This is a genomic window from Rhizobium sp. 862_C5_N1_2 (assembly GCF_051811205.1).
Taxonomy (GTDB): domain Bacteria; phylum Pseudomonadota; class Alphaproteobacteria; order Rhizobiales; family Rhizobiaceae; genus Rhizobium; species Rhizobium leguminosarum.
Window position 1 is genome coordinate 2,476,533 of the sequence record NZ_JBPWPT010000001.1, and the last position, 22,131, is coordinate 2,498,663.

A 22,131-nucleotide genomic window follows, 5' to 3' on the forward strand; every position below is an offset into this window, starting at 1 on the left:
CGACCTACTTGCCCCAAGCCTCCGGCGCAACGGCGCTCGTGGCCTTGCCAATTCTGCCGGCAACGGCGCAAACTTCTGACCGCATGAATCCAACCCCAACCAATGGAGCCGAAAGATGAGCACAGTCACAACCAAGGACGGCGTCGAGATCTTCTACAAGGATTGGGGGCCGAAGACCGCCCAGCCGATCATGTTCCATCACGGCTGGCCGCTATGCTCCGACGACTGGGATACCCAGATGCTGTTCTTCCTTGAGAAGGGCTACCGCGTCGTCGCCCATGACCGGCGCGGCCACGGCCGCTCCACCCAGGTGGGCGACGGTCACGACATGGATCACTACGCCGCCGATGCCGCAACCGTCGTCGAGCATCTCGATCTCAGGAACACCGTCCATGTCGGCCACTCCACCGGCGGCGGCGAAGCGACCCATTATGTCGCCCGCCACGGCCAGCCGCAGGGCCGTGTCGCCAAGCTCGTCATCATCGGCGCCGTGCCGCCCATCATGGTGAAGACGGATGCCAATCCCGGCGGCCTGCCGATCGAAGTCTTCGATGGCCTGCGCAAGCAGCTCGCCGCGAATCGCGCGCAGTTTTATTACGATCTGCCGGCCGGCCCGTTCTACAGCTTCAACCGCCCGGGCGCGAAGGTCCTGGAACCGGTCATCAACAATTGGTGGCGCCAGGGCATGATCGGCGGCGCCAAAGCGCATTACGACGGCATCAAGGCCTTTTCGGAAACCGACTTCACAGAAGACCTGAAGACCATCACCGTGCCGACCTTCGTCATGCACGGCGACGACGATCAGATCGTGCCGATCGCCGACTCCGCCCTGCTCTCGGCCAAGCTGCTGCAGAACGCCACGCTGAAGGTCTACGAGAAATTCCCGCACGGCATGTGCACTACTCATGCCGACATCATAAATCCCGACATCCTTGCCTTCATCAAAGGTTGATCCGTGATGTTACCGGGCGCCGACAAGGCGCCCGGTTACCATGAGCGGCTTGCCATCCTCCACGCCGGCGTTCTGGCCACGTCGTCGATCGACAGCCAATGACTCATTTTCCCATGAAACCGTTTTCGCCGATTTGCGTTTAGCGGCCATGAAAAGAGAGCGTGAACCCTCATCAAAGGCTTACCGGCAGGATCGTTTCGAAAACACCGAGCGAGCCGCCAAGGAAACCATCGAGGCGGAGCAGCGGGCCCGCCGGGAAAAAACCGAGCGGCTGAAAGAGCTGCGCCTGTCAAAGCAGGGCGCCAAGGACCCCGCAACCAAGTAGATCCCACACTCGCACTATCCGATCGGCACGCCGATCGATCTCATATCCATGCCCTGCCGCCCTCACCCGCGTCTTGCCGTGCGAGGACCCGAACTGTTTTTGAATTTCGGACCTTCGCCCATCTTGCGGAGCAAAGATCGCGAAATTATCTTTTTTTCACGAAAGCGATTCACGGCATCCAAAAAGGGCAAATTGCGATGTCAGACAAGCTGTTCAGCACACGGGACGAACCGCTCGCCTCCGAAGATCTGGATGTGTGCAGGCGTGTTCATGAAGCTCTCTGTAGCGGGTCAAAGATCGACAGATCAAGCAAGGAAGCCGACCGTCTGGGCGCCCTCATCATCGAGCTTTACCGCCAGGGTGTGCACGACGAAAGCCAGCTCCGATTGCTGGCCGGCGGAACGTGAGCCTGATAGCGCGAGACGTCGAGCTAGCTGCGAGTCCGACACCGCCTTTTCCCGGGCGCGGACCGAGGTCGCCAGCACGCGATCGAAGAGCGGAACCCATTTGCCGATATCTCCGGCCGTCTTGGTGCGTCTGCGTGTCGGTATTGGCCGTCCGTCTCCAGCGTCGCCTCATTCCAGCAGGACATCGCCCATGAGGGCCGATTTGCCGATGCCGTGGCCGGATGCGACCGCAATCTGCAGCGGCTGAAACCGCGTTGCGGGATCGCGAATGATTGTAAAAATATCCCGTCGTTATAGAGCGAGTGATGCCGCGCCAGCATATCCAGCGCCCGCAACCGGTCCGCCCGCTTGATCTTCGCCGCATGCACCACCTCCCCCTTGCCCTTGGCCGAGGTGCCGATCTCCAGCCCCACAACGCTTGCCGCCGTCCGCTCATCCCACTCCGAAGGCGCCTTCAGCGGCCCCTGGTCATCGAACACGTCACGGACATCACCAAACGCGACGTAGGCAATGGCGACAAGCACCCACTCGGCGGAAGTCTCCATCTCGGCAAGACGTGGCGCTAATGCTCTCTCAATCTCCGCCCGCACAGCCTCATTCGCATCAAGCGATTGCCATTGGCACGCGACTTTCCGCTATACCCCGTCCGCATCGCCGCGTGCTTCGCATTCAAATCCTTCAGATATTCCGCCACATACAGGCGCTGCTTCGGCGTCAGTTCTGCCATTGGTGATCGTACCCTCGAAGAGAGGGCGATGGTAGCGGGCGATGGTGGCAAGGTGAAAAGCGCGCCGCGGGGAAGGCCCTACGAAGCCAGACCTCTGTCCCTGTTGTAAATCTCCCCCGGAGTCGGCTCTCTGGTCACAATCGTGCCGTGGGAAAGCCGGCGACGCATGACATTGCCGTGCCAATGCCATTCTCCGGATACGCCAGCGAAAAACAGCGCACGAAGCGCCTCGACCACGCGGCTCCACACCGATGGCTTCGGACGTTGAAAACTGATCGTTGTCATTTTGTCTTTGCTCCCCTTCAAAATTATTCTCTGCCGATCGCGCACGTCACGTTTCTCTCTTCCCGGAGGGTGCCCGATCAACATGGATTGGAATGATCCAGCCGCGCCAATATGCGCAATGCCTCAATTCGATCCGGCTCCCAGAAGGTCAGCCTGAGCCGGCCTACATCCGAATCCAGGGAGAACGCCTCGCGGGCCAGCCCGATCTCGGCAAGCCTCATGCGTATGGAGTCGAGATCGGTCATGCCACCCAGCGGCTCCATGATGATGTATTGCGTCGGTTGCGCCATGTGGAAGACCCTTATCTCAGAGTATTTGCCGGCGTACGAAAACAGAAACAGCAACACGGCTCAAGGAAAGTCTTAATATCTGGTTACCAAACGAAGTTAATACTTCGTTACACATGAGGTTGACCGCCGTTTTAATATTGAACACCGGAAACCGCTCTATGATTTCAAGAGAGATTGCTATGGCGTCAACGTCCTTCGATGACATCCAATGACGATATCCCTGGCACCCGTGTCAGACCCCGGCCCGCGCCAGCCTCTCGCTCAGCGCCTCCAGCCCGTTGATTTCCGCCTGTCGTTATAGAGCGAGTAGTGCTGCGCCGGCAGCCTGCTGTGTAGCTCCAGCAAGGTCAGCCGGTAGCGATGCGCCGCAGGAGTAATTTGACATCGCAATTTTCGAAGAGCTTTATTATCGCCGCCAAGGAAACGTCCTGTATCTTTTGTGATATTGAAGCGTCGGTGTGTCGATTGCGGGAGCCTCAGCTAGACGGGTTACGAGCTATTGCACTTCTGTCAGTGTTTTATTCTCATTTTGGGAGGAAGCTCGAACCTTGGCCATCTTGGAGTTCGGTTCTTCTTTGTGTTGAGCGGATTCCTCATCACAAACATTCTGTTAGCCGCTAAGGGACACGATCATCACGCGGTTGAGATAACTGTGTTTTTCGCGCGAAGAGCAGCGAGAATTTGGCCACCCTATTTCCTGACGCTTGGATTTTGCTGGCTGGCATCAGGCCCGTTACGACTCCCGATGATGCAGGAGTCGTTGCCGTGGCATGCATTGTTCCTCTCTAATATTTGGTATGCAACGCACGGGTCCGAGCCTTGGGCGCTAGCGCACCTTTGGACACTTGCAGTCGAAGAGCAATTCTACCTGATTTGGCCTTTTGTGATCCTGGCGCTGCCGTCCCGCCATTTTCTGAAATTTTGCGGCGCGCTTGTTTCCTGCACCGTCGCCTACCGGGTTTGCGCATTTGCCCTCGGCAAGGTTGATGAAGCCACTCTGCTGACTTTCGATTCAATCGATGCGCTGGCGGCCGGTGCCGCTTTGTCGTTCCTGTCTGAAGAAGGGTGGAGCGCTCCGCGATGGCTCCTCTGGTTGTCAGTCCCGGTCGGTTTGGCTGGATTTATTATGCAAATCGTTTTTGACTTGGGAAACCTCGTTCAATGGGTCGTCCTCGAGGCCGCCCTCCTGTTGCCACTGGCCGCAATCGTGGCCTTGGCTTCAAAAGGGCAGTTTCTCAAAATCCTTGCGAACAGATCTCTCAGCGGCTTGGGCCGGATCAGCTACGGCGCCTATCTCTTCCATCTTCCGGCCTGGGCGGTTCTTTTTGCATTGAGCGCCCGTTTTGGCGTCGGTGACTTCTTCTCGCGCGGCCCGCTTACGATGCTCGTCGCTGGATCGTTATCCGTACTCACCGCTTTGGTATCGTGGACCATGGTGGAGCGCCCAGTGATGGCTTGGTCGAAAAGGCTGACGAGCCGGCTGGCTGCCGCATGATCGGATAGCCGAAGGGCCAGGCGTATGCCCGACGGATGGTGTCGCACGCTGGTGCCATCAATGTCGCGCTTTCGACGCACATGCCGCCCCCCGAACGAGCCGTCCGACATTGAGCTCCGATAAGAGTAAAGTTCGTCTGCGCCGCGTCGTCGGTGCGATCTTTTCAGACATTCCCGCCTATTGGCGTTGGCGAAGCTGTCCAGCGTTTTAGGACCGGTCGGTTCCTGCCGTCCGGTAGTGGTGCACAGGCGCGTATTATGTTAGCAAAAACGCACATAAGCCGCCTCATTCCATCCCAAAATGAAACCTATTCCCTTCCGCTGCGTTACCCCCTCGATACATCCGTTGACCCAAGGTGAGTAAAATGAACAGATTCGCCATCATTGCCCTGTCGATAGCGACGGCCTTCTCCGGAATGCCGGCCTCGGCAGGCCCGGCCTTCGTGCCGAGCCCGGTCCAATCGGCGGCGCAGCCGGCACCGGGAAATACCGATGCCCGCATCATGACCGTCGGCTGCAATAACTTCACGAACTGCCCGGGTCAGTTCGGCAATAATCGCAGGTGGTATCGCAACCGTCACCACTACCGCAACCGGGATTATTATCGCGACGACCGTTATGGCTCGTATCGACGCTACGATCGCGGCTGGCGCCATAATGACAACACCGGCGCCATCATAGGCGGTCTGGCGGCCGGCGCCCTCATCGGCGGCATCATTGCCTCGCAGCCGCGGGCCTATACCTCGCAAGGGTACAGTTCACATGCCGATTATTGCTACTCCCGCTATCGGTCCTACCGCGCCTATGACAATACCTACCAGCCGAACTACGGCCCGCGCCGCCAGTGCCGCTAGTCCGACCTATCCATCAGAGCAAGCCTCGCATGAAATGCGGGGCTTTTTTGATGGCCGAAAGCCCGTTGCACGGCTTCCAATCGCCAGTGGGGCGTGTTTGTCTGCGCGAATGGGGGGCGCACACTTGGTTAGGCGACGCGAACCTAGGTGCTAGATGACGTCTGGAGAAACAGCAAAGTCCGCCGGCCGCGTCGTCCTGCTGCAGCCGGATCTGGAAAACCTGTCGGGTTTCGAAGCGGCGCTTGCCGCCGGCTGGTCTCCCGATCCGCGCCGCGCGGGCAATGAGGCCCATGTTCACGGCGAGCTTCAGCGGCTGCGCCAGAACAGATTAGGGTTTCTCCACGATCTCATTCCTGATGGTAGACAGCGGGCTGGATTCGGATCGCCGCCTCTCACCACCCGTCTGTTCTGGATCTGGGACGGAGAATTCTGCGGCAGCATCAGCCTCCGCTTTCAAGCGGGCACCGAGGAGCTGCCGCCCGAGGTGTCTGGCCATGTGGGATATTCCGTCGTACCGTGGAAACAGCGCAATGGCCACGCGACCACCGCGCTGAGCCTTCTGATGGCTGTGGCATCGAAGGAAGGCCTCGACCGCCTGGTCGTCCTCTGCAACGAGGACAACGACGCCTCGCGGCGGGTGATCGAGCGCAATGGCGGCGAATTGTTCATGCGCGGCCCGCATCCCTCCGACAGGCCCGATCAGATCAAACTGTATTTCTGGCTGAGGCCCGGAGCCACCAGCTGAAATGAAGCACGACGGAATTCCAGACGGACGGAGCACAGGCCTTGCCCGCCTTTGCTCCGTCCGTCCCGTCAGCCTGGGGCGGGCTGAGTGCTGGTCGCGGGGGCAGTCGGCGCCGCCGCACATCGTCTCTCAATAGGTCGCGGCCGGTTTCGGCTTCTTCTCGGTCCATTGCGGCGGCGCGCCGTATTTGGCAGCCACAGCCCCCATCAGTCCGGGCGGTCGGCCGAAGGCGTCGCAGGCGGCGTATTTCGGTTTTCCGCCGAGCCACGATTTCATCCGCTGCCCCGATGGCAGCGAGATATCCAATCCCTTCGGCTCCTTGCCTTTGATCAGCATGCGGGAAAACTCGCTGCTGAATTTCGAAGCCAGGCTATAGGCGTCGCCGACTTCGGAAACGCGGGGGTTGTTCTGCAGCGAGTTTGCCCCGCGCGACCAGACGATGGCCGCCCGCTGCACGCCACCGTTGTCGACGGCTTCCGCCTCGACCGCCAGTCCGCCCAGGCCGGCCGGCAGCCGCGGCACGCCGACCGGCAGCACGAAACCGGTACCGACGGTCACGACGGTCGAAACACCGGCCATCGCCTTGTTGGTCGGCACGATGTCGGTGACAACCGAGCGGATTGTCAGGTCCGCCGGCTGGCCGGCTGAGACCAGCTGATATTTGTCGCTGAGCGAAATGCAGAGCGCCCGGTCCAGCGCATTCGCCACCATCACGCGGTCGGCGTCCGATTTGACGCGGGTCGCGGCGTTGAAGGCGAAGGTCGTCGGCACGATGCTCACCGTCTTTGCCGGGCTAAGGCGCGTCCCATCGACATAGACGCGCGATTTCGACAGCTTGCCCTTCGGCGCGCCGAGATTGCCGTAGGAAGAAAGCGTGCCGGCCTCCTTCAGTGGCACCGAGCTGCAACCGGCCGCGGCCATGGCGAGCGCCAGCGGCAGTGCGAGAGACAAGCCTCTCGACGCCAGTGGGAAGGAAAATGGGAATTGATTGCTGCGCACGCTGTCTGGCCTCCGTCGCCGATAGCGCATAACCCCTAAAATCGAAATCGATTTTCGGAAAGGATCATGCGCAGTTTAAAGTGCTAGAGCGTCCTAGCGCGTCTTGTCGGACGCGCGGCGCTCTAGTGTCGGGCGAAAGTGGCGGTCGACAATTGCCGCAACATTACAGATCGCTTCCCAGAGCCTTTCCTGGTCAAAACCAGGGCGGATGCTGCTCAAGCAGGCTGACCTATGCGAGTTCGATCACCACTCGCGTCCCGACAGCACTGCTCTCGATGCTGACCTCGCCGCCATGATTTGCGGCGACCTGCTTGACGAGGCTGAGGCCGAGACCGGCGCCCCTGCTTTTCGGGGTGACGCGATAGAAAGGCTCGAACACCAGCTCCCGATGTTCGGCCGGAATACCCGGCCCTTCGTCGGTGACGGTGATCCGGCCGCCGCCGGAAGGTGCGCGCGATACCGAAACCGTGATCATCCCCGTGTTGCCGCCGTGGTCGATGGCGTTGCGCACCAAGTTGCTCACCGCCCGCGGCAGCGCGGAAGGGCTGCCCCGGCGTTCAAGGCTCTCCGCCTCGCATAGAAATGAGATTTGATAGCCGTCGGCAATCGCCAGCGGCGCGAGATCGGCAACGACCGTTCGGGCGACTTCGACGAGATCGATCGTTTCGTGCAGATCGATCGCCTGATTGTTACGCTCGAAATCGAGCAGTTGTTCGGCAGTCTCGGCGAGGCGCGCGACGTCATCGAGCAATCGCCTGCGGTCCTGGCCCTCGGGTGTTCCGTCGATCCGCGTCTGCATGATCGCGATCGGCGTCCTGAGTTCATGCGCGGCATCGATAAGGAAGTGTTGCCGTTTGCGGAATTCATTTTCCAGCCGGTCAAGCGCCTCGTTGAAGGCAATCACCAGCGGGGCCACCTCCTTGGGGATGCCGTCCAGAGGCAGGCGTGCATCGTAGCGGCGAGGTTCGATCTCCGATGCCTTGCGGGCAACCTCGCTGACACTGGCCAGGGCACGCCTGACAATTCGCGGAACGGCAAGAAAAACCGCCGGCAAGGCGACGGTGAGCAGCGAGACATAGATCGGATAGACGGCGCCCATAAGGACAAGAACGGGCCAACCCTTGTCGGCGACGCCGCCAAACAGAACTCGGAGCTCGCCTATGGCAGTCTCCACGTTTTCAACGGACGCGATCTCGTTGGTGCCGACCGATCCCCTGATGTCTGCGCCCTGGAACAAATGGGTGAGATGCGCAAGTTCACTATAGGCTGCAGGAATGGCGCCATAGGATACCGAAGAACCGTCCGTCGTGGCAGCGACATACCAAAGCCCGTCATACTGCTCCTTGAGCGACGCCAGCTCTGGCGTATCGCGTATTTCAAGCTGGCCCTGCGCATCGAGCGCGACGGACCGGGCCAGTACCGCGGTGACATGATCCTCCAGCGCGACGTTGGGAGAAAGGATCCTCGCACCATAAACACAGAGACCGAAGATCACCGCCGCCACCACGGCGACGAATACAATGCTGAGTTGCCAGCTCAGCCGCCACCAAAGCGACGGATTGGTGTATTGCGCCTTGGTCATCATTCTTCCTTCATGAGGTAACCGACGCCGCGAATATTATGGATCGCGACGCCGGCGCCAGCATCGATCAGCCGCTTGCGCAGCCGCGATATATGCGCGTCGAGCGCGTTCGACTGGATTTCCTCTTCGTAGTTGTAGACAGCCGCTTCGAGCGTCGAGCGCAGCACGGTCTTCTCCTTGCGCCTTGCGAGTGCCGCCAGCACCAGAAGTTCGCGCCGGGGCAGGTCCAGCGGCACGGCATCGACGGTGACGCTCAGATGCAGCGGGTCGATCACCATCCGTCCGGCAGTGATCTTGAGTTCGGCCAGTTCAGGCGACCGCCGCAGCACGGCTCTCAACCGCGCCATCAGCTCGTCGACCAGGAACGGCTTGCCGAGATAGTCGTCCGCCCCCAGGTCGAGGCCTTCAATCCGCTCCTTCGGTTCGTTGCGCGCCGTCAGCACGATGATCGGCGTATCCTTGCCCGTCCGCCTGAGCTCCGGAATGAAGCTCAGCCCCTCCCCGTCAGGCAGGCGCCGGTCAAGCAGGATCGCATCGTAGAGGTTCTGCCGCGTCAACTCGACGGCGTCTGCCAGATGCATCGTGTGGTCGGTGACGATCCCATGTTTGCCGAGCGCGGCCGACAGCGCCTCGGCCAGCTCCCTCTCATCCTCTATCAGCAGTATCCGCATCGCCCGTCCATTGTCTCGCTCACCCCCTCTGTCTGCCACAAGGGTTGCAGCAGCATTGCGGAGCTTGCAAGGCAGCCGGTCATGCTGCTGCAATTGTTGAGGTCCAGCACAAGGAATATTCGCGGCAGCTGGAGATCAAGATGATCCGACCTATCCTTCGTCTCCTGACGAGACACTTCCTCTCCGCCTTCATCCTCGCTGCACTGCTCGCTGCCCCACTCGTCATTCTGCACACGCTTCACGACAAATCGGCGTTCGAGAGCGGCCTTCTGATGGAGGTTCGATGATGGAGAGGCGAGCCTCAGGCAGTCTCGGCGTCTGCACTGCAATAGGCCGAGAATGCGTGGAGATAGGCCTGCACTCTGGAACGGTTCTCCGCTGTCTCGATGCTTCGAAGCACCTCGGCTGGATCCAGTTTCATCAAAGGGAGCCGGAGGAAGATATCCTCCGCGAAACGGTCGGTGATGGTCGCAAGAACGGTGCGAAGACCCGCCAGCATGTCATCACCTCGATGCGAGGCGTGCAGCAAGGCGATCGGCTTATGGACGATCTCATCTCCTGATACGAGCCAGTCGATCGCATTCTTGAGGCCGCCGGGGATGGATCGCACATATTCCGGGCTGGCAATGATCACCCCGTCGCTCTTGGCGATCACATCTATGAAATCCCGCACCGCCTCCGGTAGAGATTCTCCCTCGAGGTCAGGCGAGAATACCGGCAACCGTCCGACGCCATCGAAGATCGAAACCTCGATGTCACTGGGCGCTATGGCACGGATCGCCCGCAGCATAGCCGTATTGGTGGAATTGAGCCGGGCGCTGCCGGATATTGCGAGAATCCTCATGATCCTAACAGGAATCGATTGATCATGGCTGTCAACGCAAAAGGCCAGGTTCGATTGAGTAACGCGAAAAAAGCGACTTTTGCTTGAACTGGCCGAACCCCGCGTTAGCTTGGATGCTGCTGCCGAATCGGCTGGAATTACCCTCGAGGAAATACACATGACGGCTTTGATCGAGGCACGGGGCGTCAGCAAACGCTTCCGGCAGCACAAGCGATTTCCGGGCTTGCTGGGCGCGCTGAAAACGTTGGTGACCAACGAATATACGGAAGTCCTGGCCGTTTCCAACATCGGTTTCGACATCGCGGCGGGCGAAGCCGTTGGCTATCTCGGCCCCAATGGCGCTGGCAAATCCACGATGATCAAGATGATGACCGGCATCCTGGTGCCGAGCGCCGGCACGCTCTCGGTGCTCGGCCGGACGCCGCATCTCAAGCGGATGGACAATGCGCGCGAGATCGGCGTTGTCTTCGGCCAACGCAGCCAGCTGTGGTGGGATCTGCCGTTGGTAGACAGTTTTACCTTGCACCAGCGCATCTATGATATTCCCGTCGCGCGTTATGCGGATAATCTCCGGCGATTCAGCGAATTGCTCGACTTGACGCCCTTTCTCGACCGCGCGGTGCGCCAGCTCAGCCTCGGTCAGCGCATGCGCGCCGAGATCGTGATGTCACTGCTGCACGACCCCAAGATCCTCTTTCTGGACGAACCGACCATCGGTCTTGATGTGGTCGCCAAGGATGCGGTTCGGCGCTTTCTCGCCGAAATCAACCGCGAGCGCGGCGTCACCATCATTCTCACCACCCATGACCTGCAGGACATCGAGACCATCTGCCCGCGGCTGATCATGGTCGATCACAGCAGGCTCATCTTCGACGGCGAGTTGAAGAGCCTGCGCGCGGCATTGGGCTCTGCCCGGCGGCTGACACTCGAATTTGCCAGTGACCCTGGACCGCTGCCATTGCGCACAGCGGCTCTCGTCAGCGACGAGGGCTTGCGCAAGAACTATCTTATCGAGCGAGAAGACATCTCGCTGGTCGCAATCCTGTCGGAGGTCGGCAGCGGACGCGACCTCAAGGACGTGGCGCTGCACGAGCCCGACATCGAAGAGGTCATCCGCACCTTCTACCAGCGCCGCAACGCCGACCGGCGTAGCAATGCCAAGGCCCGGGCATCATGAGCGCCTATTTCGCCTTCGCGCGCAGTTCCTTCCATTCGCAACTCGCCTACCGCAACGAAGTATGGGCCAATATCTTCGGCAAACTCGTGCAGGTCTTTGCGCGTGTCGCTATCTGGCAGGCGGCCTATGCCGGCGCCGGCGCAATCGTGGTCGACGGGGTCTCCCTGCAGCAGATGGTGACCTATGCCCTGCTCGGCGGCGCCGTGATGGGCGCAACCCGCCCCGAAAGGATCATTGGCGAGATCGGCCGGTCGCTCAAAACAGGCGATGTCGCGGTCTGGCTGCTCAAGCCCTTATCCTATCCGCTCTATCTCTTCGCCAACGAATGCGGCAGCTTTGTTTATCGCCTGATGACCCAGGTCATTCCGACCGTCGCCTTCACCGCGTTGTTTTACGGCATGCTGCCGCCGGCAAGCCTGTTCGATGGCCTGATGTTCATCGCCTTCTGGGCGCTATCCTTTACGCTGCTGTTCCTGATGTCGGCGCTCTTCGGCCTCGTCGCCTTCTGGCTGATGACGAGCTTCTCGCTGGACTGGATCCTGGGCGCCCTTCTGCAATTGTTCTCGGGCCTGCTGATACCGTTCTGGTTCTTCCCGGAACCGCTGGCTGCGATTGCCCGCCACCTGCCCTTCGCCTGGGTGGTCTATTATCCCAATGCCGTCTATCTCGGCAGGCTTTCTACCGCCGATGTCTGGCTCCATCTCGGCCTGGGCCTTGTCTGGGCCGCGTTGTTCCTTGCCGGCGTCAGCTGGCTGTGGCGCCGGGCCTCCGGCCGCATCACCGTGCAGGGAGGTTGATTGTGCTCATTCGTCACCTGCGCGTCCTTCCGCTGCTGGTCCGGATGCATGTCCGCTCCCAGATGGAATATCGCGGCGCCTTCTGGCTCGACCGTCTTGCGCAGATCCTTTCCTATGGCAGCGTCTTCGCCACCATCGGCATCCTGCTCGCCCGCTTCGACACGCTCGGCGGCTGGACCTGGCCGGAGCTTGCCCTGCTCTTTAGTTTCCAGCTGCTCGCTTATTCGCTCGGCGCCGCGATGAGTTTCGTGCAATTGCGCGATCTCGAAGAACTGGTGCGGCTCGGCACTTTCGACACACTGTTGGTCAAGCCTTTCAGCCCCTGGGCCTACCTGGTCTTTTCCGGCCTCAACATCGGCTATACCGGCCACGTCATCCTCGCGGTGGTGCTGATGGGCTGGGCGGTCCTGTCCGTCGACTTCGCCTGGTCGGTCTGGTCCGTGTCGTTCCTCGTTGCTGCGCTCATCAGCGCAACGCTGCTGACCGCTGCCCTTATTACCATGATCGGCGCCACGGCGCTGATCTGGGTACGCTCCAACCACCTTTTCTCGATCTTCTTCGGCTTTTGGGAATTGACGCGCTACCCGCTCAACATTTTCCCCGGCGGCATACAAACCATCCTCATCACCGCGGTTCCGCTCGCCCTGACCAGTTCCGTCCCTGTCGGCGCCCTGCTCGGCAAGCCCATCCCGATCCTCGGGGATTGGGCCGGGCCAGCATCTCTTGTGGCCGGCCCGATTTGGGTGTTGATAGCAATCGCTCATTGGCGCTACGCCACAGGCAAATACCAGGGCGCCGGAGGCTGATCGGGCCGACTGCTTTCCTGTATATTCAGGATGCCTGCGACAATGATCTCGCGCGAACCTCTAGGAATGCCGCCGTCAGCTTCGCCAGCACGGGCGAGGTGCATGTTCCGTTGGCGCCACCGATCGGATCGACGATGTGGATCTGCCTGAGATCGTCCATGAACTCGTCCCAGAGCGGCGGCCCGCCTTCTTCGAGAAGCTGCGCGCGGATGCTCAGTTCCTCGCTCACAGGTAGATGGCGCCGCCCCCAAGCGCCGATCATGGCGAAGACGGGAACGAGCTGAATCGCCGGCTCCAGGAGGCTGTAGATCGCTTTCTGACTGTGGCTCGGATCGTCCCGCTTGCTGATGAACCCTAGCGAAAGCAGACGCTTCAGCCTGGCGGCGAGAATGTTGGAGGCGATCCCCTCCTCCGAATGAGTCAGAAGATCGCGGAAATGGCGGCGATTGCCAAACATGATGTCCCTGATGATGATGAGGCTCCACCGGTCGCCCAGCACTTCCATCGTCAGGTTGATCGGGCAACCCGACCGCAGTTCGATATCCACGATATTCTCCTTTCAAAAACTGGTTGCAATATAGGAGCACTTATGCGACAACGCAACCAGTTTCAAATTGCAATCATATGGAGGAGAGCATGCCCAAGGTTCGTGTCGCAGCATTTTCCCTTTCCGTAGATGGTTTCGGCGCCGGGCCGGAGCAAAGCATGAGCGATCCGCTGGGCAAGCGGGGGACGGAGATGTTCGAATGGTTTTTCCGCACCCGCACCTTTCGCGCCATGATCGGAAAGGACGGCGGTTCCGAAGGCGTTGACGAGGATTATGCGGCTCGGGGCATGGCCAATTTCGGCGCCTTCATTCTCGGGCGCAACATGTTCGGCCCCATCCGCGGCGAGTGGCCGGATGACGCCTGGAAAGGCTGGTGGGGACCGAACCCGCCCTATCACGCGCCGACCTATATCCTGACGCATTATCCCCGCGAACCGATCGCCATGGAGGGCGGCACGACGTTTCACTTCGTCACCGGCGGCATCGAGGAAGCGCTTGACAAGGCGGTGGCTGCGGCCGGCGACAAGGACGTGAAAATCGGTGGCGGCGTCAGCACCGTCCGCCAATATCTGCAGGCTGGCCTGATCGACGAATTGCATTTCGCCATCTCGCCGGTCGTCCTCGGCAAGGGCGAAGCGATGTTCACGGGCATCGACCTCCCGGCCCTCGGCTTCCGCGTTGCCGAGCATGTCGCAACCGAACACGCCACGCATATCGTGCTCGCGAAATAAACGCGCCCCGGTCGGTATCCTAGGCGCGTCCAGATGGAATACCTCGGCCGCATCGAAGGCGTCCGCAACATCAAGACGAAAATCCCATTGCAGAAGATCAAATAATCCTGGCAGGTGACCCGCTCACGGCCGCCTGCCGGGATCGTTCGGCTGTCACCAAGCCGTGTCAAAATGGCCGTGGTATTGCCGCGGAATGAGCGTAGAGTAAACGCCATCGGAACATCGACACGACCGCTTGAGAGACCATAGGTGCTCTTGCCGCTTCATGGAGGGTACGAAGATGCTCCTGTCGCTCATCTCGCTCAATGATGATGAAATAACCATCGTCACCGATGCCGTTCGGCAATGGTGCTGCGAGAGGAAGCTCGACATCGACAGCATCGAAGGACGCCACGCCATCACCGTCGCCGTCGATCTCGTCCAGATGAACACCGACTGCGACAGGCTTTTTGCCGCGCTGTCGAAGCAACTGGACCACCAGTAGGACCTACTCCATCCATTGAGGCACCATAGCATTCTGCGATGACAGGCGCTGGAATGCAGCGCTTTCGCTTGCCATCCCCTCACACCGCCACCTCGCGCCAGCGCCCCCCGGAGTGCCAGGGTGTTGGGAGCACCGGGCCCAATGGAGCGCAGCCGGAACATCATGCCCCGTCCCGGCCAGCCCCAAGCTGTTCGAGGTAGGCACAGAACATATCGGCCATGGCGTCGGCATAGGCGTCGATCTCGGCAGCGCTTCGGGGTGCCTCCGAGAACTGCTTGCCCACCGTGCCGAGCGTCGTGGTGATCAGGTCGCCGGCAAGGGTCCGGGTCGCCTCCGGCGCGTAGGGTAAAGCCTCCTGCATGAATAGCTCGACGATGCGGTCCCCCGATGCCCTCGCCGCCTGCGCCTCCGGCGCATCGCGATAAAGGGGTGCTGCGTCATGGAGCGCCACGCGCATCGCCGCCTCCTCGCACTCCGAGCGGAGGAAGGCATGGACGAGGCGGCGCAGCCGTTCGAGCGGCGGCCTTTGCGCATCGGCGAGGATGCCGCCGAGCATGTCCGTTGTCTGCCGCCATTCGTCGCTCTGCAGCCGGAAGAGGATCGCCGCCTTGTTGGGGAAATACTGGTAGAGCGATCCGATGCTGACGCCCGCCCTTTCGGCCACCCGCGCCGTGGTGAAGCGTTGCGCGCCTTCCCGCGCCAAAACCTGAGCAGCGGCATCCAGGATCGCCGCCACGAGTTCCGCCGAGCGGGCCTGCTTGGGCTGTTTTCGCGAGGAAATCCGGGCTCTTGGGCGATCGGTCATGGCAGCGCTCCGCAATGCGAATAGCAGATGCGACGAATTACTCGTATTTTTCACTCCACACAAGATCCTGTCACCAAGGAGATATGACATGACGACACTGACCACCGCCCCGCTGGCGCCCCTGCTCGATGGCCTATTCGAAGAGGCCGCCACGGCGACGAGCCCGGCAATGTCGGCCCTGTCAGGTGATGAGCGAATGCGCCTGATCGGCAGCAAGACCGAATATCTCGACCTTTACGGGCGCCTCAGGGATCTCTGGCTTCCCGTCTCCAGGGAGGCCGGCGCGCTGCTCTACATGCTGGCGCGAAGCAGCCGCGCACGTACGATCGTCGAATTCGGCACATCCTTCGGCATCTCGACCCTCCATCTCGCAGCCGCGCTGCGCGACAATGGCGGCGGCCGGCTGATCACCAGCGAGTTCGAGCCGTCGAAGCTGGTCCGCGCCCGCGCCAACCTGACGGCCGGCGGCCTCATCGACCTCGTCGAGATCCGCGAAGGCGATGCCCTTAAGACCCTGAGCACCGATCTCCCGGAGACGATCGACCTGCTCTTCCTCGATGGCGCCAAGGCGCTCTATCGCGATATCCTGGAACTGGTCGAAGACCGCCTGAGGCCAGGCGCCCTTATCGTCGCCGACAATGCCGACCTCTGCCCGGAATACCTCGCCCGCGTACGCTCGCCCGCAGCCGGCTACCTCTCGACGCCATTCGAAGAAGATATTGAGCTGTCGATGCGGACCTGATGATCCCAGGCTGTCGCCCGCCCCAAAGCATAGCGGCGGCGGGCGACAGCCCGTTTCATCGGCGCATCTTCATCTCGGAACCGCGCCGTAGCGCAGCCCGTCGACCAGCAGGGAAACCATGCGCCGGGCATGTTCAGGCCCTTGGGCGTAGGCGTGCATGCTGAGGCTCGCAGCCGCATTCAGAAGATCCTCGGCAGCGATATCGGTGCGCACCTCGCCGGCGGCAGCGGCGGCGTCGAGAAGCGAACGAAGGGCGGGATGCAGTCGCTGCTGGAAGTAGGCGGGCAAGGGATCGAAGGCCGGGTTGCCGGAGTGCAGGGCCGCCGCAAGCCCGCGCTTGGCCGCGATGAAATCCACGAACCGCTGCATCCATCTGGCCAGTGCCTCGCCCGGCGCATGTTCGGCTGCAAGGATCGGCGCGGCGTCGGCGCAGGCATCGATTTCGCGGCGGAAGACAGCGACGACAAGATCGGAACGCTCGGGAAAATGCCGGTAGACGGTGCCGATGCCGACGCCGGCCTTCTCCGCAATCTCGCGCACTGGGGCGTCGACGCCAGAACTCGCAAATACCGTCATTGCCGCCTGAAGCAGTCCGTCGAGATTGCGTTTGGCGTCGGCGCGCACGGGCTTCTCCGCTCTTTCCCCAGCTCGCCGGCCGTCCTCCTGCTCTTTTCTCTCGTCGCTCATCATTCACTCACTTGCGAAACGGAACATTGTTCCGTATATAAACGGAATGCGGTTCCGCTTATGTAACATGGCGTGACGGTGTTGGCCACATCGACGCGCACGAAGTCCGCCTCCCCAATAAAAGGAACAGACCATGCAATACCGCACGCTTGGAAGAACCGGCATCAAGGTCAGCCCCTATTGCCTCGGCGCGATGATGTTCGGCGCTGCTGGCAATCCCGACCACGAGGATTCGATCCGGATCATCCACAAGGCGCTCGATGCCGGCATAAACTTCATCGACACCGCCGATATCTACAGCCGCGGCGAATCCGAGGAGATCGTCGGCAAGGCGCTCAAGGGCCGGCGCGACGACGTCGTGCTCGCCACCAAGGCGCATCTGCCGATGGGCGACGACCCAAACCGCCAGGGCAACTCCCGCCGCTGGCTGACGCGGGCGGTCGAGGAGACGCTGCGCCGCCTGCAGACCGACCATATCGATCTCTACCTGATCCACCGGCCAGCGCCCGATACCGACATCGAGGAGACGCTATCCGCCCTTACCGACCTCATGCGGGCGGGAAAGGTGCGGGCGCTGGGATCGTCGACCTTTCCCGTTTCGGAAATCGTCGAGGCGCAATGGGTTTCCGAGCGCCGCGGGCTGGCCCGCTTCCGCGTCGAGCAGCCGCCCTATTCGATCCTCAACCGCGGTATCGAACGCGAGGTTCTGCCCGCCTGCGAGCGTTACGGAATGGGTGCGATGGTGTGGAGCCCGCTGGCGATGGGCATGCTCACCGGCAAGTATCGCAAGGGTGCACCGCAACCCGACAGCGCCCGCGCCAAACGCTTCCCCAGGCAGATGAACGACGAGCGCCGGCTGGACGCGGTCGAACGGCTCATCCCGCTCGCGCAGCAGGCAGGGCTTTCGCTGGCACACATGGCGATGGCCTTCGCTATCGCCCATCCCGCCGTCACCTCGGCAATCATCGGCCCGCGCACGATGGAGCACTTTGACGATCTGCTTGCCGGCGCCGGGGTGAGCCTGACGGACGAAATCCTCGACCGGATCGACGCGATCGTCCCGCCCGGCACCGACACCGGCCCGCTGGAGGCAGCCTACAACCCGCCTGCGGTGACACAGCCGAACCTGCGCCGCCGCCCGCCCGCCGAGCGCTTCGCTGCCTGATTCTCAGGGGTGAGGCCCGGTCCTGCGAAGCAGGAGCGATCGATCCAGTGAATCGATTGCAGGGCCGAGCGCCCTGAGCCATGCGAAGGGCCAGGCGGCGCCTTCCTCCCTCCTTCCTGTGCTCGCCACAGGAAGGAGGGAGGAGAATGGGGAACATCTGCTATCACCTTGACTGGTGTTCCGTTTCAAATTGCCGAAGGGCCAAAAACTCGGACGTTCGCACGATCAACATTTTGGCAGCACAAAGCGACCTTCGCTTAAAGGCGTTTTTCAAAGAACGTGTCCGGGTATGGGTCATCATTGAAACGGTCGATCTCGCTCCAGCCAGTTCCGCGATAAAGCCGTGTTGCCTCGGGCAGAGCGCTATTCGTATCCAGACGCAGGAGCTTGATGGACAGCTCGCGGGCGATGTTCTCGGCGGCCGTCATAAGGCGCGTTGCGAGCCCAAGGCCACGCGCGGATGGGGCGACCCAGAGCCTTTTGATCTCCGCGACTTCACCGCCATTGCCCTTCAGCCCGACACAGCCGATCGGCAGGCCATCCGAGATGGCGACCAGGAACGCACCGTGCGGACGGATCATATCCTTGGCGTCGGGATCGCGAGAAAACGCTACATCGAAACCCTTCTCGAAGCGGCGTGCAAGTTCGCCGTAGTATTCGTTAAGACAATAGCTGGCGTCCTCGTGCCGAGCGTCTTTCTCCTCGAGCACGATCTGCTCACGTCTCAGCGAGGAAGCGACGATATCCATGGCGCGCAGCAATTCGTCCGGGCGGCGATGGCGCGCCAGAAATGCTTTCGCCTGCGCATTGGAAAGCGCTTCATAAGCCCGAAACTCGGAATGGCCGGTTTCGGTCAGCCTGGCAACGCGGCGACGCGCGTCCTGAGGGTTCGGCATCGTCTCGATGAGACCCTCCTCTTCCAGACTGCGCAGCAGACGGCTCATCAAGCCGGAGTCGAGACCGAGATAATCGCGGATCACCGCAACATCCGATTGCCCCCGGCCGATCGAATTGAGGACGCGGGCAGCACCCAGCGGACGGCCGCGTCCGAGGAAAGACGTATCGAGAGCGCCGACTTCGGAGGTGACGGCACGGTTGAAGCGACGGACACGAGAGATAGGATCGCAAGTCATATTGTCTGACTTTAGTCAGATAATTGATCCTGTCAATTCAAAGCACTCCAAGGGACGCGCAAATGAGCCGCGCACCCCGCCATCCGCCTTGCGCGCCACTATCCCCTCGCCTATGGGAATGGCAACGTTCCCAAGGCCGCCCCTTCCGTGTTCCGTTTTGCTTTCCACGCCGTGATCGTTCTCATTCTGACGTTGCTGACGCAGATCGGCGGCATCGCCTATCCGTGGCGCTGGCCGCCTCACGCGCCTGCGGCCTACGGCGATTTCCGGCAAAGCTTACAATCTTCCTGCTTTGCTATGGCAGCGCCACGCTTGCCGCAAGCCTCGCCGCTCCGATCTTCGGACGGGTTCCCCTCTCCTGCGTCGCCGGCGCCGCAGACAGGCTCATGGTCCGCTCCCCGATCTATTGCCTGCTAAACCGCAACTACGTCACCCCGGACATGCGCGATCTGGCAAACGCGCTTGCCGCCCACATGGATAAGGAATTTCCGGGAACCGTCACGGTCGCGCTGGATGCCAATTTCCCCTTCGTGAGAGGCTTTCCGCTGCTGCCGCATCTGTCGCATGCCGACGGGAAAAAGCTCGACTTCGCTATTATTACAAGGACGTGGACGGTACCTTCCTGAATGGCGCCACTCGCTCTCCGATCGGCTATTTCGCCTTCGAGCAACCCGCCCCCGGCGACGAACTGCCATGCGAAGGGCGCAACGACTGGCTCACCACCCGCTGGAACTTCGATGCGCTGCAGCCCCTGTTCCCGGCCTATCGGATCGAGGAGCAGCGCACATCGGCCGCGATCGGCTGGTTGACGAACAAAGGTGTGACGCGCTTCGGCTTGCAAAAGATCTTCATCGAGCCGCATCTGAAGAACGCGCTTGGGATCACCGACAGCCATATCCGCTTTCAAGGCTGCCGCGCCGCCCGCCACGACGACCATATTCATATCCAGGTCGAGTGATTCTCTCGCCGGTCCCTCTGGCCCAGACACTCAGGAGCGGCGGCGCGCAGTCTAGATCGCCGTCGCGGCTCCTTTCCCGAGCTGTCAAACTGGGTGCGTTTCGTCATAGGCACGCTGTGCTGCAAAGATGGCGTCCATATTCTTCTCCGCCCAGTGGGCAAGGGCGGAAACGGTATTCGTCAGCGTGCGCCCCAGCGGCGTCAGCGCATATTCTACGGTCACCGGCACGGTCGGGAAGATCGTGCGCGAGATCAGCCCGTTGCGCTCCAGCTTCCGCAGCGTCTGCGCAAGAACCTTCTGCGATATGCCCTTGATGTCGCGGCGGATGTGGTTGAAACGCACCGGCCCGGCTTCCAGCCGGTCGAGAATGAGCAGCGCCCATTTATCCGCCAGCCGATCCAGCACCAGCCGCGTCGGGCAGCGGTCCTCATAGACATTGTAGGCCTGTTGCATCGCCGTCATCTGTTCTTTCCTTCCCGGTGCGGTTTCCCGGAGGAAACCATGTGAGAAAAAAAGTGCTCTCTTTTCTAATCCGAATTTCCCTGTATCTAACCTATGGAAAGATAGTTTCCAATAGATACCAAGGAGAGTGACATGAGCAGCAAGATTCTTGTTCTCGGCGCGACAGGCACCGTCGGCAAACATCTGGTGGATGGGCTTCTGGCGAAGGGCGAGGCCGTCAAGGCCGCTTCCCGCACGGGCAAGCCCGTGGCGGGCGCCGAGGGCGTCATCTTCGACCATGGCAAGCCGGAAACCCATGGCCCAGCCTTCGAGGGCGTCGACCGCGCCCATGTGCTTCTGCCTTCCGGTTATGTCGATGCCAAGGGTCTGCTGCTGCCCATCATCGAAGCGGCCGCTAGCCGCAAGGTAAAGGTCGTGTTCCAGAGCGTTTTCGGCGTCGACGCCGACGACTCCATTCCCTATCGCCAGGTCGAGATCGCCCTGGAAAGATCAGGCACACCTTACGTCATCCTGCGCCCGAACTGGTTCGCCGACAATTTTCACACCTTCTGGAAGGCCGGCATCGACCATGGCCAGATCGCGCTTCCGGCCGCCGAGGGTAAGTCCGGCTTCATCGACGCCCGCGACATCGCGGCAAGCGCCGTGGCCGCCCTTACCTCCGCGGCCTTCGACGGCAAGGCGTTCAACCTGACCGGGCCGGAAGCCCTGTCCTATGCTGAGGCCGCCGCCATCCTTTCCGCGGTCATCGGCAAGCCGATCGCTTACAACGCCATCACGGACGACACCTTCATCGGCATTCTCACCGGCGCTGGTGTACCGGCCGACTATGCGAGCTTCCTCGCTTCAATCTTCTATCCGGTTCGCCAAGGCTGGACGGCCGTCGTGACCGGCGATGTCGAGACGCTGACGGGCAAGGTACCGCGTTCGTTGAAGACTTACGCGGCAGATTATGCCGCAGCATTGAAGGCGTAATTGCAAACAAAGTCGCAGGCGGCGGTGTCCGCCGTCTGCCCTCCATGCAATGATAAACGGAAGTCCGGCAATCGCCGCTGCAGCCGCCCCAGGCGACATCCCTCAGGGAGCCATGCCATGCGTTCAGCCCTCGCGATCCTCTTCCTGATCGAAATCTGTCTTTATGCCACTGCCTCGCTCACCCATGCCGGGTTCGTCCTCGAAGGCCACGAACACCGACAGGCGATGATTGCTGAAGCGGTGATATCGGCCGTCCTCCTTCTCGGCCTGATCTCGCTCAGCCTTGACCGACCGTGGAGCCGCACGGCTGCGATCTCGGCCCAGTCCTTCGCCCTCCTCGGCACCCTCGTCGGCGCCTTCACCATCGCCGTCGGCGTCGGCCCGCGAACCACGCTCGATTACATCACCCATGCCGTGATGATCCTGCTCCTGGTCACCGGCCTCGCCTGGCTGGCAAGGAACCGGAACGCCTCTCCCCTAGGATAGGGAT

The 22,131-nt window shown here is 61.3% G+C and carries 26 protein-coding genes and 2 pseudogenes; 17 read left to right on the forward strand and 11 right to left on the reverse strand.

The window, feature by feature from the left end:
- Positions 1–115: 115 nt before the first annotated feature.
- The 3 genes from ACD590_RS12520 to ACD590_RS12530 all read left to right on the forward strand — a co-directional run bounded on the left by ACD590_RS12520 (position 116) and on the right by ACD590_RS12530 (position 1,684).
- Positions 116–952 (forward strand): alpha/beta fold hydrolase, encoded by an 837-nt coding sequence (locus ACD590_RS12520; protein ID WP_018447187.1) that lies wholly within the window; start codon positions 116–118, stop codon positions 950–952.
- Positions 953–992: 40 nt separating this feature from the next.
- On the forward strand, positions 993–1,277 hold the full coding sequence (locus ACD590_RS12525; protein WP_130716903.1) for a hypothetical protein: 285 nt from the start codon (positions 993–995) through the stop codon (positions 1,275–1,277).
- Between the two features lie 197 nt (positions 1,278–1,474).
- Positions 1,475–1,684: a hypothetical protein gene (locus tag ACD590_RS12530; RefSeq protein WP_018242541.1), complete on the forward strand. Its 210-nt coding sequence runs from the start codon at positions 1,475–1,477 to the stop codon at positions 1,682–1,684.
- Between the two features lie 23 nt (positions 1,685–1,707).
- Here the strand turns inward: ACD590_RS12530 and ACD590_RS12535 are convergent.
- Both ACD590_RS12535 and ACD590_RS12540 read right to left on the reverse strand, forming a co-directional pair.
- Positions 1,708–2,411: pseudogene (locus tag ACD590_RS12535) on the reverse strand (terminase small subunit).
- Between the two features lie 362 nt (positions 2,412–2,773).
- Entirely contained in the window at positions 2,774–2,986 is a 213-nt protein-coding gene (locus ACD590_RS12540) for a hypothetical protein (RefSeq protein WP_018447183.1), read from the reverse strand.
- Between the two features lie 577 nt (positions 2,987–3,563).
- Here ACD590_RS12540 and ACD590_RS12545 point away from each other — a divergent pair.
- From ACD590_RS12545 to ACD590_RS12555, 3 genes are all read left to right on the forward strand, one after another.
- Positions 3,564–4,481 carry an acyltransferase family protein gene (locus ACD590_RS12545; RefSeq protein WP_439020863.1) on the forward strand — a complete coding sequence of 306 codons (918 nt, stop codon included), beginning with the start codon at positions 3,564–3,566 and terminating at the stop codon, positions 4,479–4,481.
- A gap of 364 nt (positions 4,482–4,845) precedes the next feature.
- Positions 4,846–5,334 carry a BA14K family protein gene (locus ACD590_RS12550; protein WP_130716907.1) on the forward strand — a complete coding sequence of 163 codons (489 nt, stop codon included), beginning with the start codon at positions 4,846–4,848 and terminating at the stop codon, positions 5,332–5,334.
- A 154-nt stretch (positions 5,335–5,488) separates the two neighbouring features.
- Positions 5,489–6,079 (forward strand): GNAT family N-acetyltransferase, encoded by a 591-nt coding sequence (locus tag ACD590_RS12555; protein WP_439002665.1) that lies wholly within the window; start codon positions 5,489–5,491, stop codon positions 6,077–6,079.
- A 129-nt stretch (positions 6,080–6,208) separates the two neighbouring features.
- On the opposite strand, the gene ACD590_RS12560 is transcribed toward ACD590_RS12555, so the two are convergent.
- From ACD590_RS12560 to ACD590_RS12570, 3 genes are all read right to left on the reverse strand, one after another.
- Positions 6,209–7,108 carry a DUF3313 domain-containing protein gene (locus ACD590_RS12560; protein WP_439002666.1) on the reverse strand — a complete coding sequence of 300 codons (900 nt, stop codon included), beginning with the start codon at positions 7,106–7,108 and terminating at the stop codon, positions 6,209–6,211.
- A 199-nt stretch (positions 7,109–7,307) separates the two neighbouring features.
- Positions 7,308–8,663 (reverse strand): sensor histidine kinase, encoded by a 1,356-nt coding sequence (locus ACD590_RS12565; protein ID WP_439002667.1) that lies wholly within the window; start codon positions 8,661–8,663, stop codon positions 7,308–7,310.
- Positions 8,660–9,331, reverse strand: coding sequence for a response regulator transcription factor (locus ACD590_RS12570; RefSeq protein WP_439002668.1), 672 nt, complete (start codon positions 9,329–9,331; stop codon positions 8,660–8,662). The genes ACD590_RS12565 and ACD590_RS12570 overlap by 4 nt, the downstream gene beginning before the upstream one ends.
- 140 nt (positions 9,332–9,471) lie before the next feature.
- On the opposite strand from ACD590_RS12570, the gene ACD590_RS12575 reads away from it, so the two are divergent.
- Positions 9,472–9,618 carry a hypothetical protein gene (locus tag ACD590_RS12575; protein WP_018242550.1) on the forward strand — a complete coding sequence of 49 codons (147 nt, stop codon included), beginning with the start codon at positions 9,472–9,474 and terminating at the stop codon, positions 9,616–9,618.
- Positions 9,619–9,632: 14 nt separating this feature from the next.
- Here the strand turns inward: ACD590_RS12575 and ACD590_RS12580 are convergent, their stop codons facing one another.
- On the reverse strand, positions 9,633–10,175 hold the full coding sequence (locus tag ACD590_RS12580; RefSeq protein ID WP_439002669.1) for an NADPH-dependent FMN reductase: 543 nt from the start codon (positions 10,173–10,175) through the stop codon (positions 9,633–9,635).
- 157 nt (positions 10,176–10,332) lie between these two features.
- On the opposite strand from ACD590_RS12580, the gene ACD590_RS12585 reads away from it, so the two are divergent.
- The 3 genes from ACD590_RS12585 to ACD590_RS12595 are packed head-to-tail and all read left to right on the forward strand — an operon-like array spanning position 10,333 to position 12,955.
- Positions 10,333–11,352 carry an ABC transporter ATP-binding protein gene (locus tag ACD590_RS12585; protein ID WP_439002670.1) on the forward strand — a complete coding sequence of 340 codons (1,020 nt, stop codon included), beginning with the start codon at positions 10,333–10,335 and terminating at the stop codon, positions 11,350–11,352.
- Positions 11,349–12,149, forward strand: a complete 801-nt coding sequence (locus ACD590_RS12590; RefSeq protein ID WP_439002671.1) for an ABC transporter permease — start codon at positions 11,349–11,351, stop codon at positions 12,147–12,149. Before ACD590_RS12585 ends, ACD590_RS12590 begins: the two co-directional genes overlap by 4 nt.
- A gap of 2 nt (positions 12,150–12,151) precedes the next feature.
- The gene (locus tag ACD590_RS12595; protein WP_439002672.1) at positions 12,152–12,955 is read left to right on the forward strand and encodes an ABC transporter permease; all 804 of its coding nucleotides are present in this window, start codon (positions 12,152–12,154) and stop codon (positions 12,953–12,955) included.
- Positions 12,956–12,980: 25 nt separating this feature from the next.
- Here the strand turns inward: ACD590_RS12595 and ACD590_RS12600 are convergent, their stop codons facing one another.
- Positions 12,981–13,502, reverse strand: a complete 522-nt coding sequence (locus ACD590_RS12600; RefSeq protein WP_027684032.1) for a winged helix-turn-helix transcriptional regulator — start codon at positions 13,500–13,502, stop codon at positions 12,981–12,983.
- Between the two features lie 89 nt (positions 13,503–13,591).
- Here ACD590_RS12600 and ACD590_RS12605 point away from each other — a divergent pair, with 89 nt between their 5' ends.
- On the forward strand, positions 13,592–14,233 hold the full coding sequence (locus ACD590_RS12605) for a dihydrofolate reductase family protein (RefSeq protein WP_439002673.1): 642 nt from the start codon (positions 13,592–13,594) through the stop codon (positions 14,231–14,233).
- Between the two features lie 280 nt (positions 14,234–14,513).
- A complete protein-coding gene (locus tag ACD590_RS12610) occupies positions 14,514–14,717 on the forward strand; it encodes a hypothetical protein (RefSeq protein ID WP_047621227.1) in 204 nt (67 codons plus the stop codon).
- A 160-nt stretch (positions 14,718–14,877) separates the two neighbouring features.
- Here the strand turns inward: ACD590_RS12610 and ACD590_RS12615 are convergent, their stop codons facing one another.
- A complete protein-coding gene (locus ACD590_RS12615) occupies positions 14,878–15,522 on the reverse strand; it encodes a TetR family transcriptional regulator (protein WP_018242558.1) in 645 nt (214 codons plus the stop codon).
- A gap of 88 nt (positions 15,523–15,610) precedes the next feature.
- On the opposite strand from ACD590_RS12615, the gene ACD590_RS12620 reads away from it, so the two are divergent.
- The gene (locus ACD590_RS12620; RefSeq protein ID WP_018516424.1) at positions 15,611–16,264 is read left to right on the forward strand and encodes an O-methyltransferase; all 654 of its coding nucleotides are present in this window, start codon (positions 15,611–15,613) and stop codon (positions 16,262–16,264) included.
- Positions 16,265–16,333: 69 nt separating this feature from the next.
- On the opposite strand, the gene ACD590_RS12625 is transcribed toward ACD590_RS12620, so the two are convergent.
- Positions 16,334–16,954, reverse strand: a complete 621-nt coding sequence (locus ACD590_RS12625) for a TetR/AcrR family transcriptional regulator (RefSeq protein WP_018242559.1) — start codon at positions 16,952–16,954, stop codon at positions 16,334–16,336.
- Positions 16,955–17,084: 130 nt separating this feature from the next.
- Here ACD590_RS12625 and ACD590_RS12630 point away from each other — a divergent pair, with 130 nt between their 5' ends.
- Positions 17,085–18,116, forward strand: coding sequence for an aldo/keto reductase (locus ACD590_RS12630; RefSeq protein WP_018242560.1), 1,032 nt, complete (start codon positions 17,085–17,087; stop codon positions 18,114–18,116).
- Between the two features lie 257 nt (positions 18,117–18,373).
- Here ACD590_RS12630 and ACD590_RS12635 read toward each other — a convergent pair whose 3' ends face one another.
- Positions 18,374–19,249 carry a bifunctional helix-turn-helix transcriptional regulator/GNAT family N-acetyltransferase gene (locus ACD590_RS12635; RefSeq protein ID WP_439002674.1) on the reverse strand — a complete coding sequence of 292 codons (876 nt, stop codon included), beginning with the start codon at positions 19,247–19,249 and terminating at the stop codon, positions 18,374–18,376.
- A 62-nt stretch (positions 19,250–19,311) separates the two neighbouring features.
- On the opposite strand from ACD590_RS12635, the pseudogene ACD590_RS12640 reads away from it, so the two are divergent.
- Positions 19,312–20,207, forward strand: a pseudogene (locus tag ACD590_RS12640) (hypothetical protein).
- Between the two features lie 84 nt (positions 20,208–20,291).
- Here ACD590_RS12640 and ACD590_RS12645 read toward each other — a convergent pair.
- Positions 20,292–20,669 (reverse strand): winged helix-turn-helix transcriptional regulator, encoded by a 378-nt coding sequence (locus tag ACD590_RS12645; protein WP_439002675.1) that lies wholly within the window; start codon positions 20,667–20,669, stop codon positions 20,292–20,294.
- A 132-nt stretch (positions 20,670–20,801) separates the two neighbouring features.
- On the opposite strand from ACD590_RS12645, the gene ACD590_RS12650 reads away from it, so the two are divergent.
- Positions 20,802–21,641 carry an SDR family oxidoreductase gene (locus tag ACD590_RS12650; protein ID WP_439002676.1) on the forward strand — a complete coding sequence of 280 codons (840 nt, stop codon included), beginning with the start codon at positions 20,802–20,804 and terminating at the stop codon, positions 21,639–21,641.
- 117 nt (positions 21,642–21,758) lie between these two features.
- Positions 21,759–22,127 (forward strand): hypothetical protein, encoded by a 369-nt coding sequence (locus tag ACD590_RS12655; protein WP_018242565.1) that lies wholly within the window; start codon positions 21,759–21,761, stop codon positions 22,125–22,127.
- Positions 22,128–22,131: the final 4 nt, after the last annotated feature.

Excerpts from the sequence above, each read along its gene's own strand:
- ACD590_RS12520 (WP_018447187.1), top strand. The coding sequence starts at position 116 with ATGAGCACAGTCACAACCAAGGACGGCGTCGAGATCTTCTACAAGGAT.
- ACD590_RS12525 (WP_130716903.1), top strand. The coding sequence starts at position 993 with ATGAGCGGCTTGCCATCCTCCACGCCGGCGTTCTGGCCACGTCGTCGA.
- ACD590_RS12530 (WP_018242541.1), top strand. The coding sequence starts at position 1,475 with ATGTCAGACAAGCTGTTCAGCACACGGGACGAACCGCTCGCCTCCGAA.
- ACD590_RS12540 (WP_018447183.1), bottom strand. The coding sequence starts at position 2,986 with ATGGCGCAACCGACGCAATACATCATCATGGAGCCGCTGGGTGGCATG.
- ACD590_RS12550 (WP_130716907.1), top strand. The coding sequence starts at position 4,846 with ATGAACAGATTCGCCATCATTGCCCTGTCGATAGCGACGGCCTTCTCC.
- ACD590_RS12555 (WP_439002665.1), top strand. The coding sequence starts at position 5,489 with ATGACGTCTGGAGAAACAGCAAAGTCCGCCGGCCGCGTCGTCCTGCTG.
- ACD590_RS12560 (WP_439002666.1), bottom strand. The coding sequence starts at position 7,108 with ATGCGCTATCGGCGACGGAGGCCAGACAGCGTGCGCAGCAATCAATTC.
- ACD590_RS12565 (WP_439002667.1), bottom strand. The coding sequence starts at position 8,663 with ATGATGACCAAGGCGCAATACACCAATCCGTCGCTTTGGTGGCGGCTG.
- ACD590_RS12570 (WP_439002668.1), bottom strand. The coding sequence starts at position 9,331 with ATGCGGATACTGCTGATAGAGGATGAGAGGGAGCTGGCCGAGGCGCTG.
- ACD590_RS12575 (WP_018242550.1), top strand. The coding sequence starts at position 9,472 with ATGATCCGACCTATCCTTCGTCTCCTGACGAGACACTTCCTCTCCGCC.
- ACD590_RS12580 (WP_439002669.1), bottom strand. The coding sequence starts at position 10,175 with ATGAGGATTCTCGCAATATCCGGCAGCGCCCGGCTCAATTCCACCAAT.
- ACD590_RS12585 (WP_439002670.1), top strand. The coding sequence starts at position 10,333 with ATGACGGCTTTGATCGAGGCACGGGGCGTCAGCAAACGCTTCCGGCAG.
- ACD590_RS12590 (WP_439002671.1), top strand. The coding sequence starts at position 11,349 with ATGAGCGCCTATTTCGCCTTCGCGCGCAGTTCCTTCCATTCGCAACTC.
- ACD590_RS12605 (WP_439002673.1), top strand. The coding sequence starts at position 13,592 with ATGCCCAAGGTTCGTGTCGCAGCATTTTCCCTTTCCGTAGATGGTTTC.
- ACD590_RS12610 (WP_047621227.1), top strand. The coding sequence starts at position 14,514 with ATGCTCCTGTCGCTCATCTCGCTCAATGATGATGAAATAACCATCGTC.
- ACD590_RS12615 (WP_018242558.1), bottom strand. The coding sequence starts at position 15,522 with ATGACCGATCGCCCAAGAGCCCGGATTTCCTCGCGAAAACAGCCCAAG.
- ACD590_RS12620 (WP_018516424.1), top strand. The coding sequence starts at position 15,611 with ATGACGACACTGACCACCGCCCCGCTGGCGCCCCTGCTCGATGGCCTA.
- ACD590_RS12625 (WP_018242559.1), bottom strand. The coding sequence starts at position 16,954 with ATGATGAGCGACGAGAGAAAAGAGCAGGAGGACGGCCGGCGAGCTGGG.
- ACD590_RS12630 (WP_018242560.1), top strand. The coding sequence starts at position 17,085 with ATGCAATACCGCACGCTTGGAAGAACCGGCATCAAGGTCAGCCCCTAT.
- ACD590_RS12635 (WP_439002674.1), bottom strand. The coding sequence starts at position 19,249 with ATGACTTGCGATCCTATCTCTCGTGTCCGTCGCTTCAACCGTGCCGTC.
- ACD590_RS12645 (WP_439002675.1), bottom strand. The coding sequence starts at position 20,669 with ATGACGGCGATGCAACAGGCCTACAATGTCTATGAGGACCGCTGCCCG.
- ACD590_RS12650 (WP_439002676.1), top strand. The coding sequence starts at position 20,802 with ATGAGCAGCAAGATTCTTGTTCTCGGCGCGACAGGCACCGTCGGCAAA.
- ACD590_RS12655 (WP_018242565.1), top strand. The coding sequence starts at position 21,759 with ATGCGTTCAGCCCTCGCGATCCTCTTCCTGATCGAAATCTGTCTTTAT.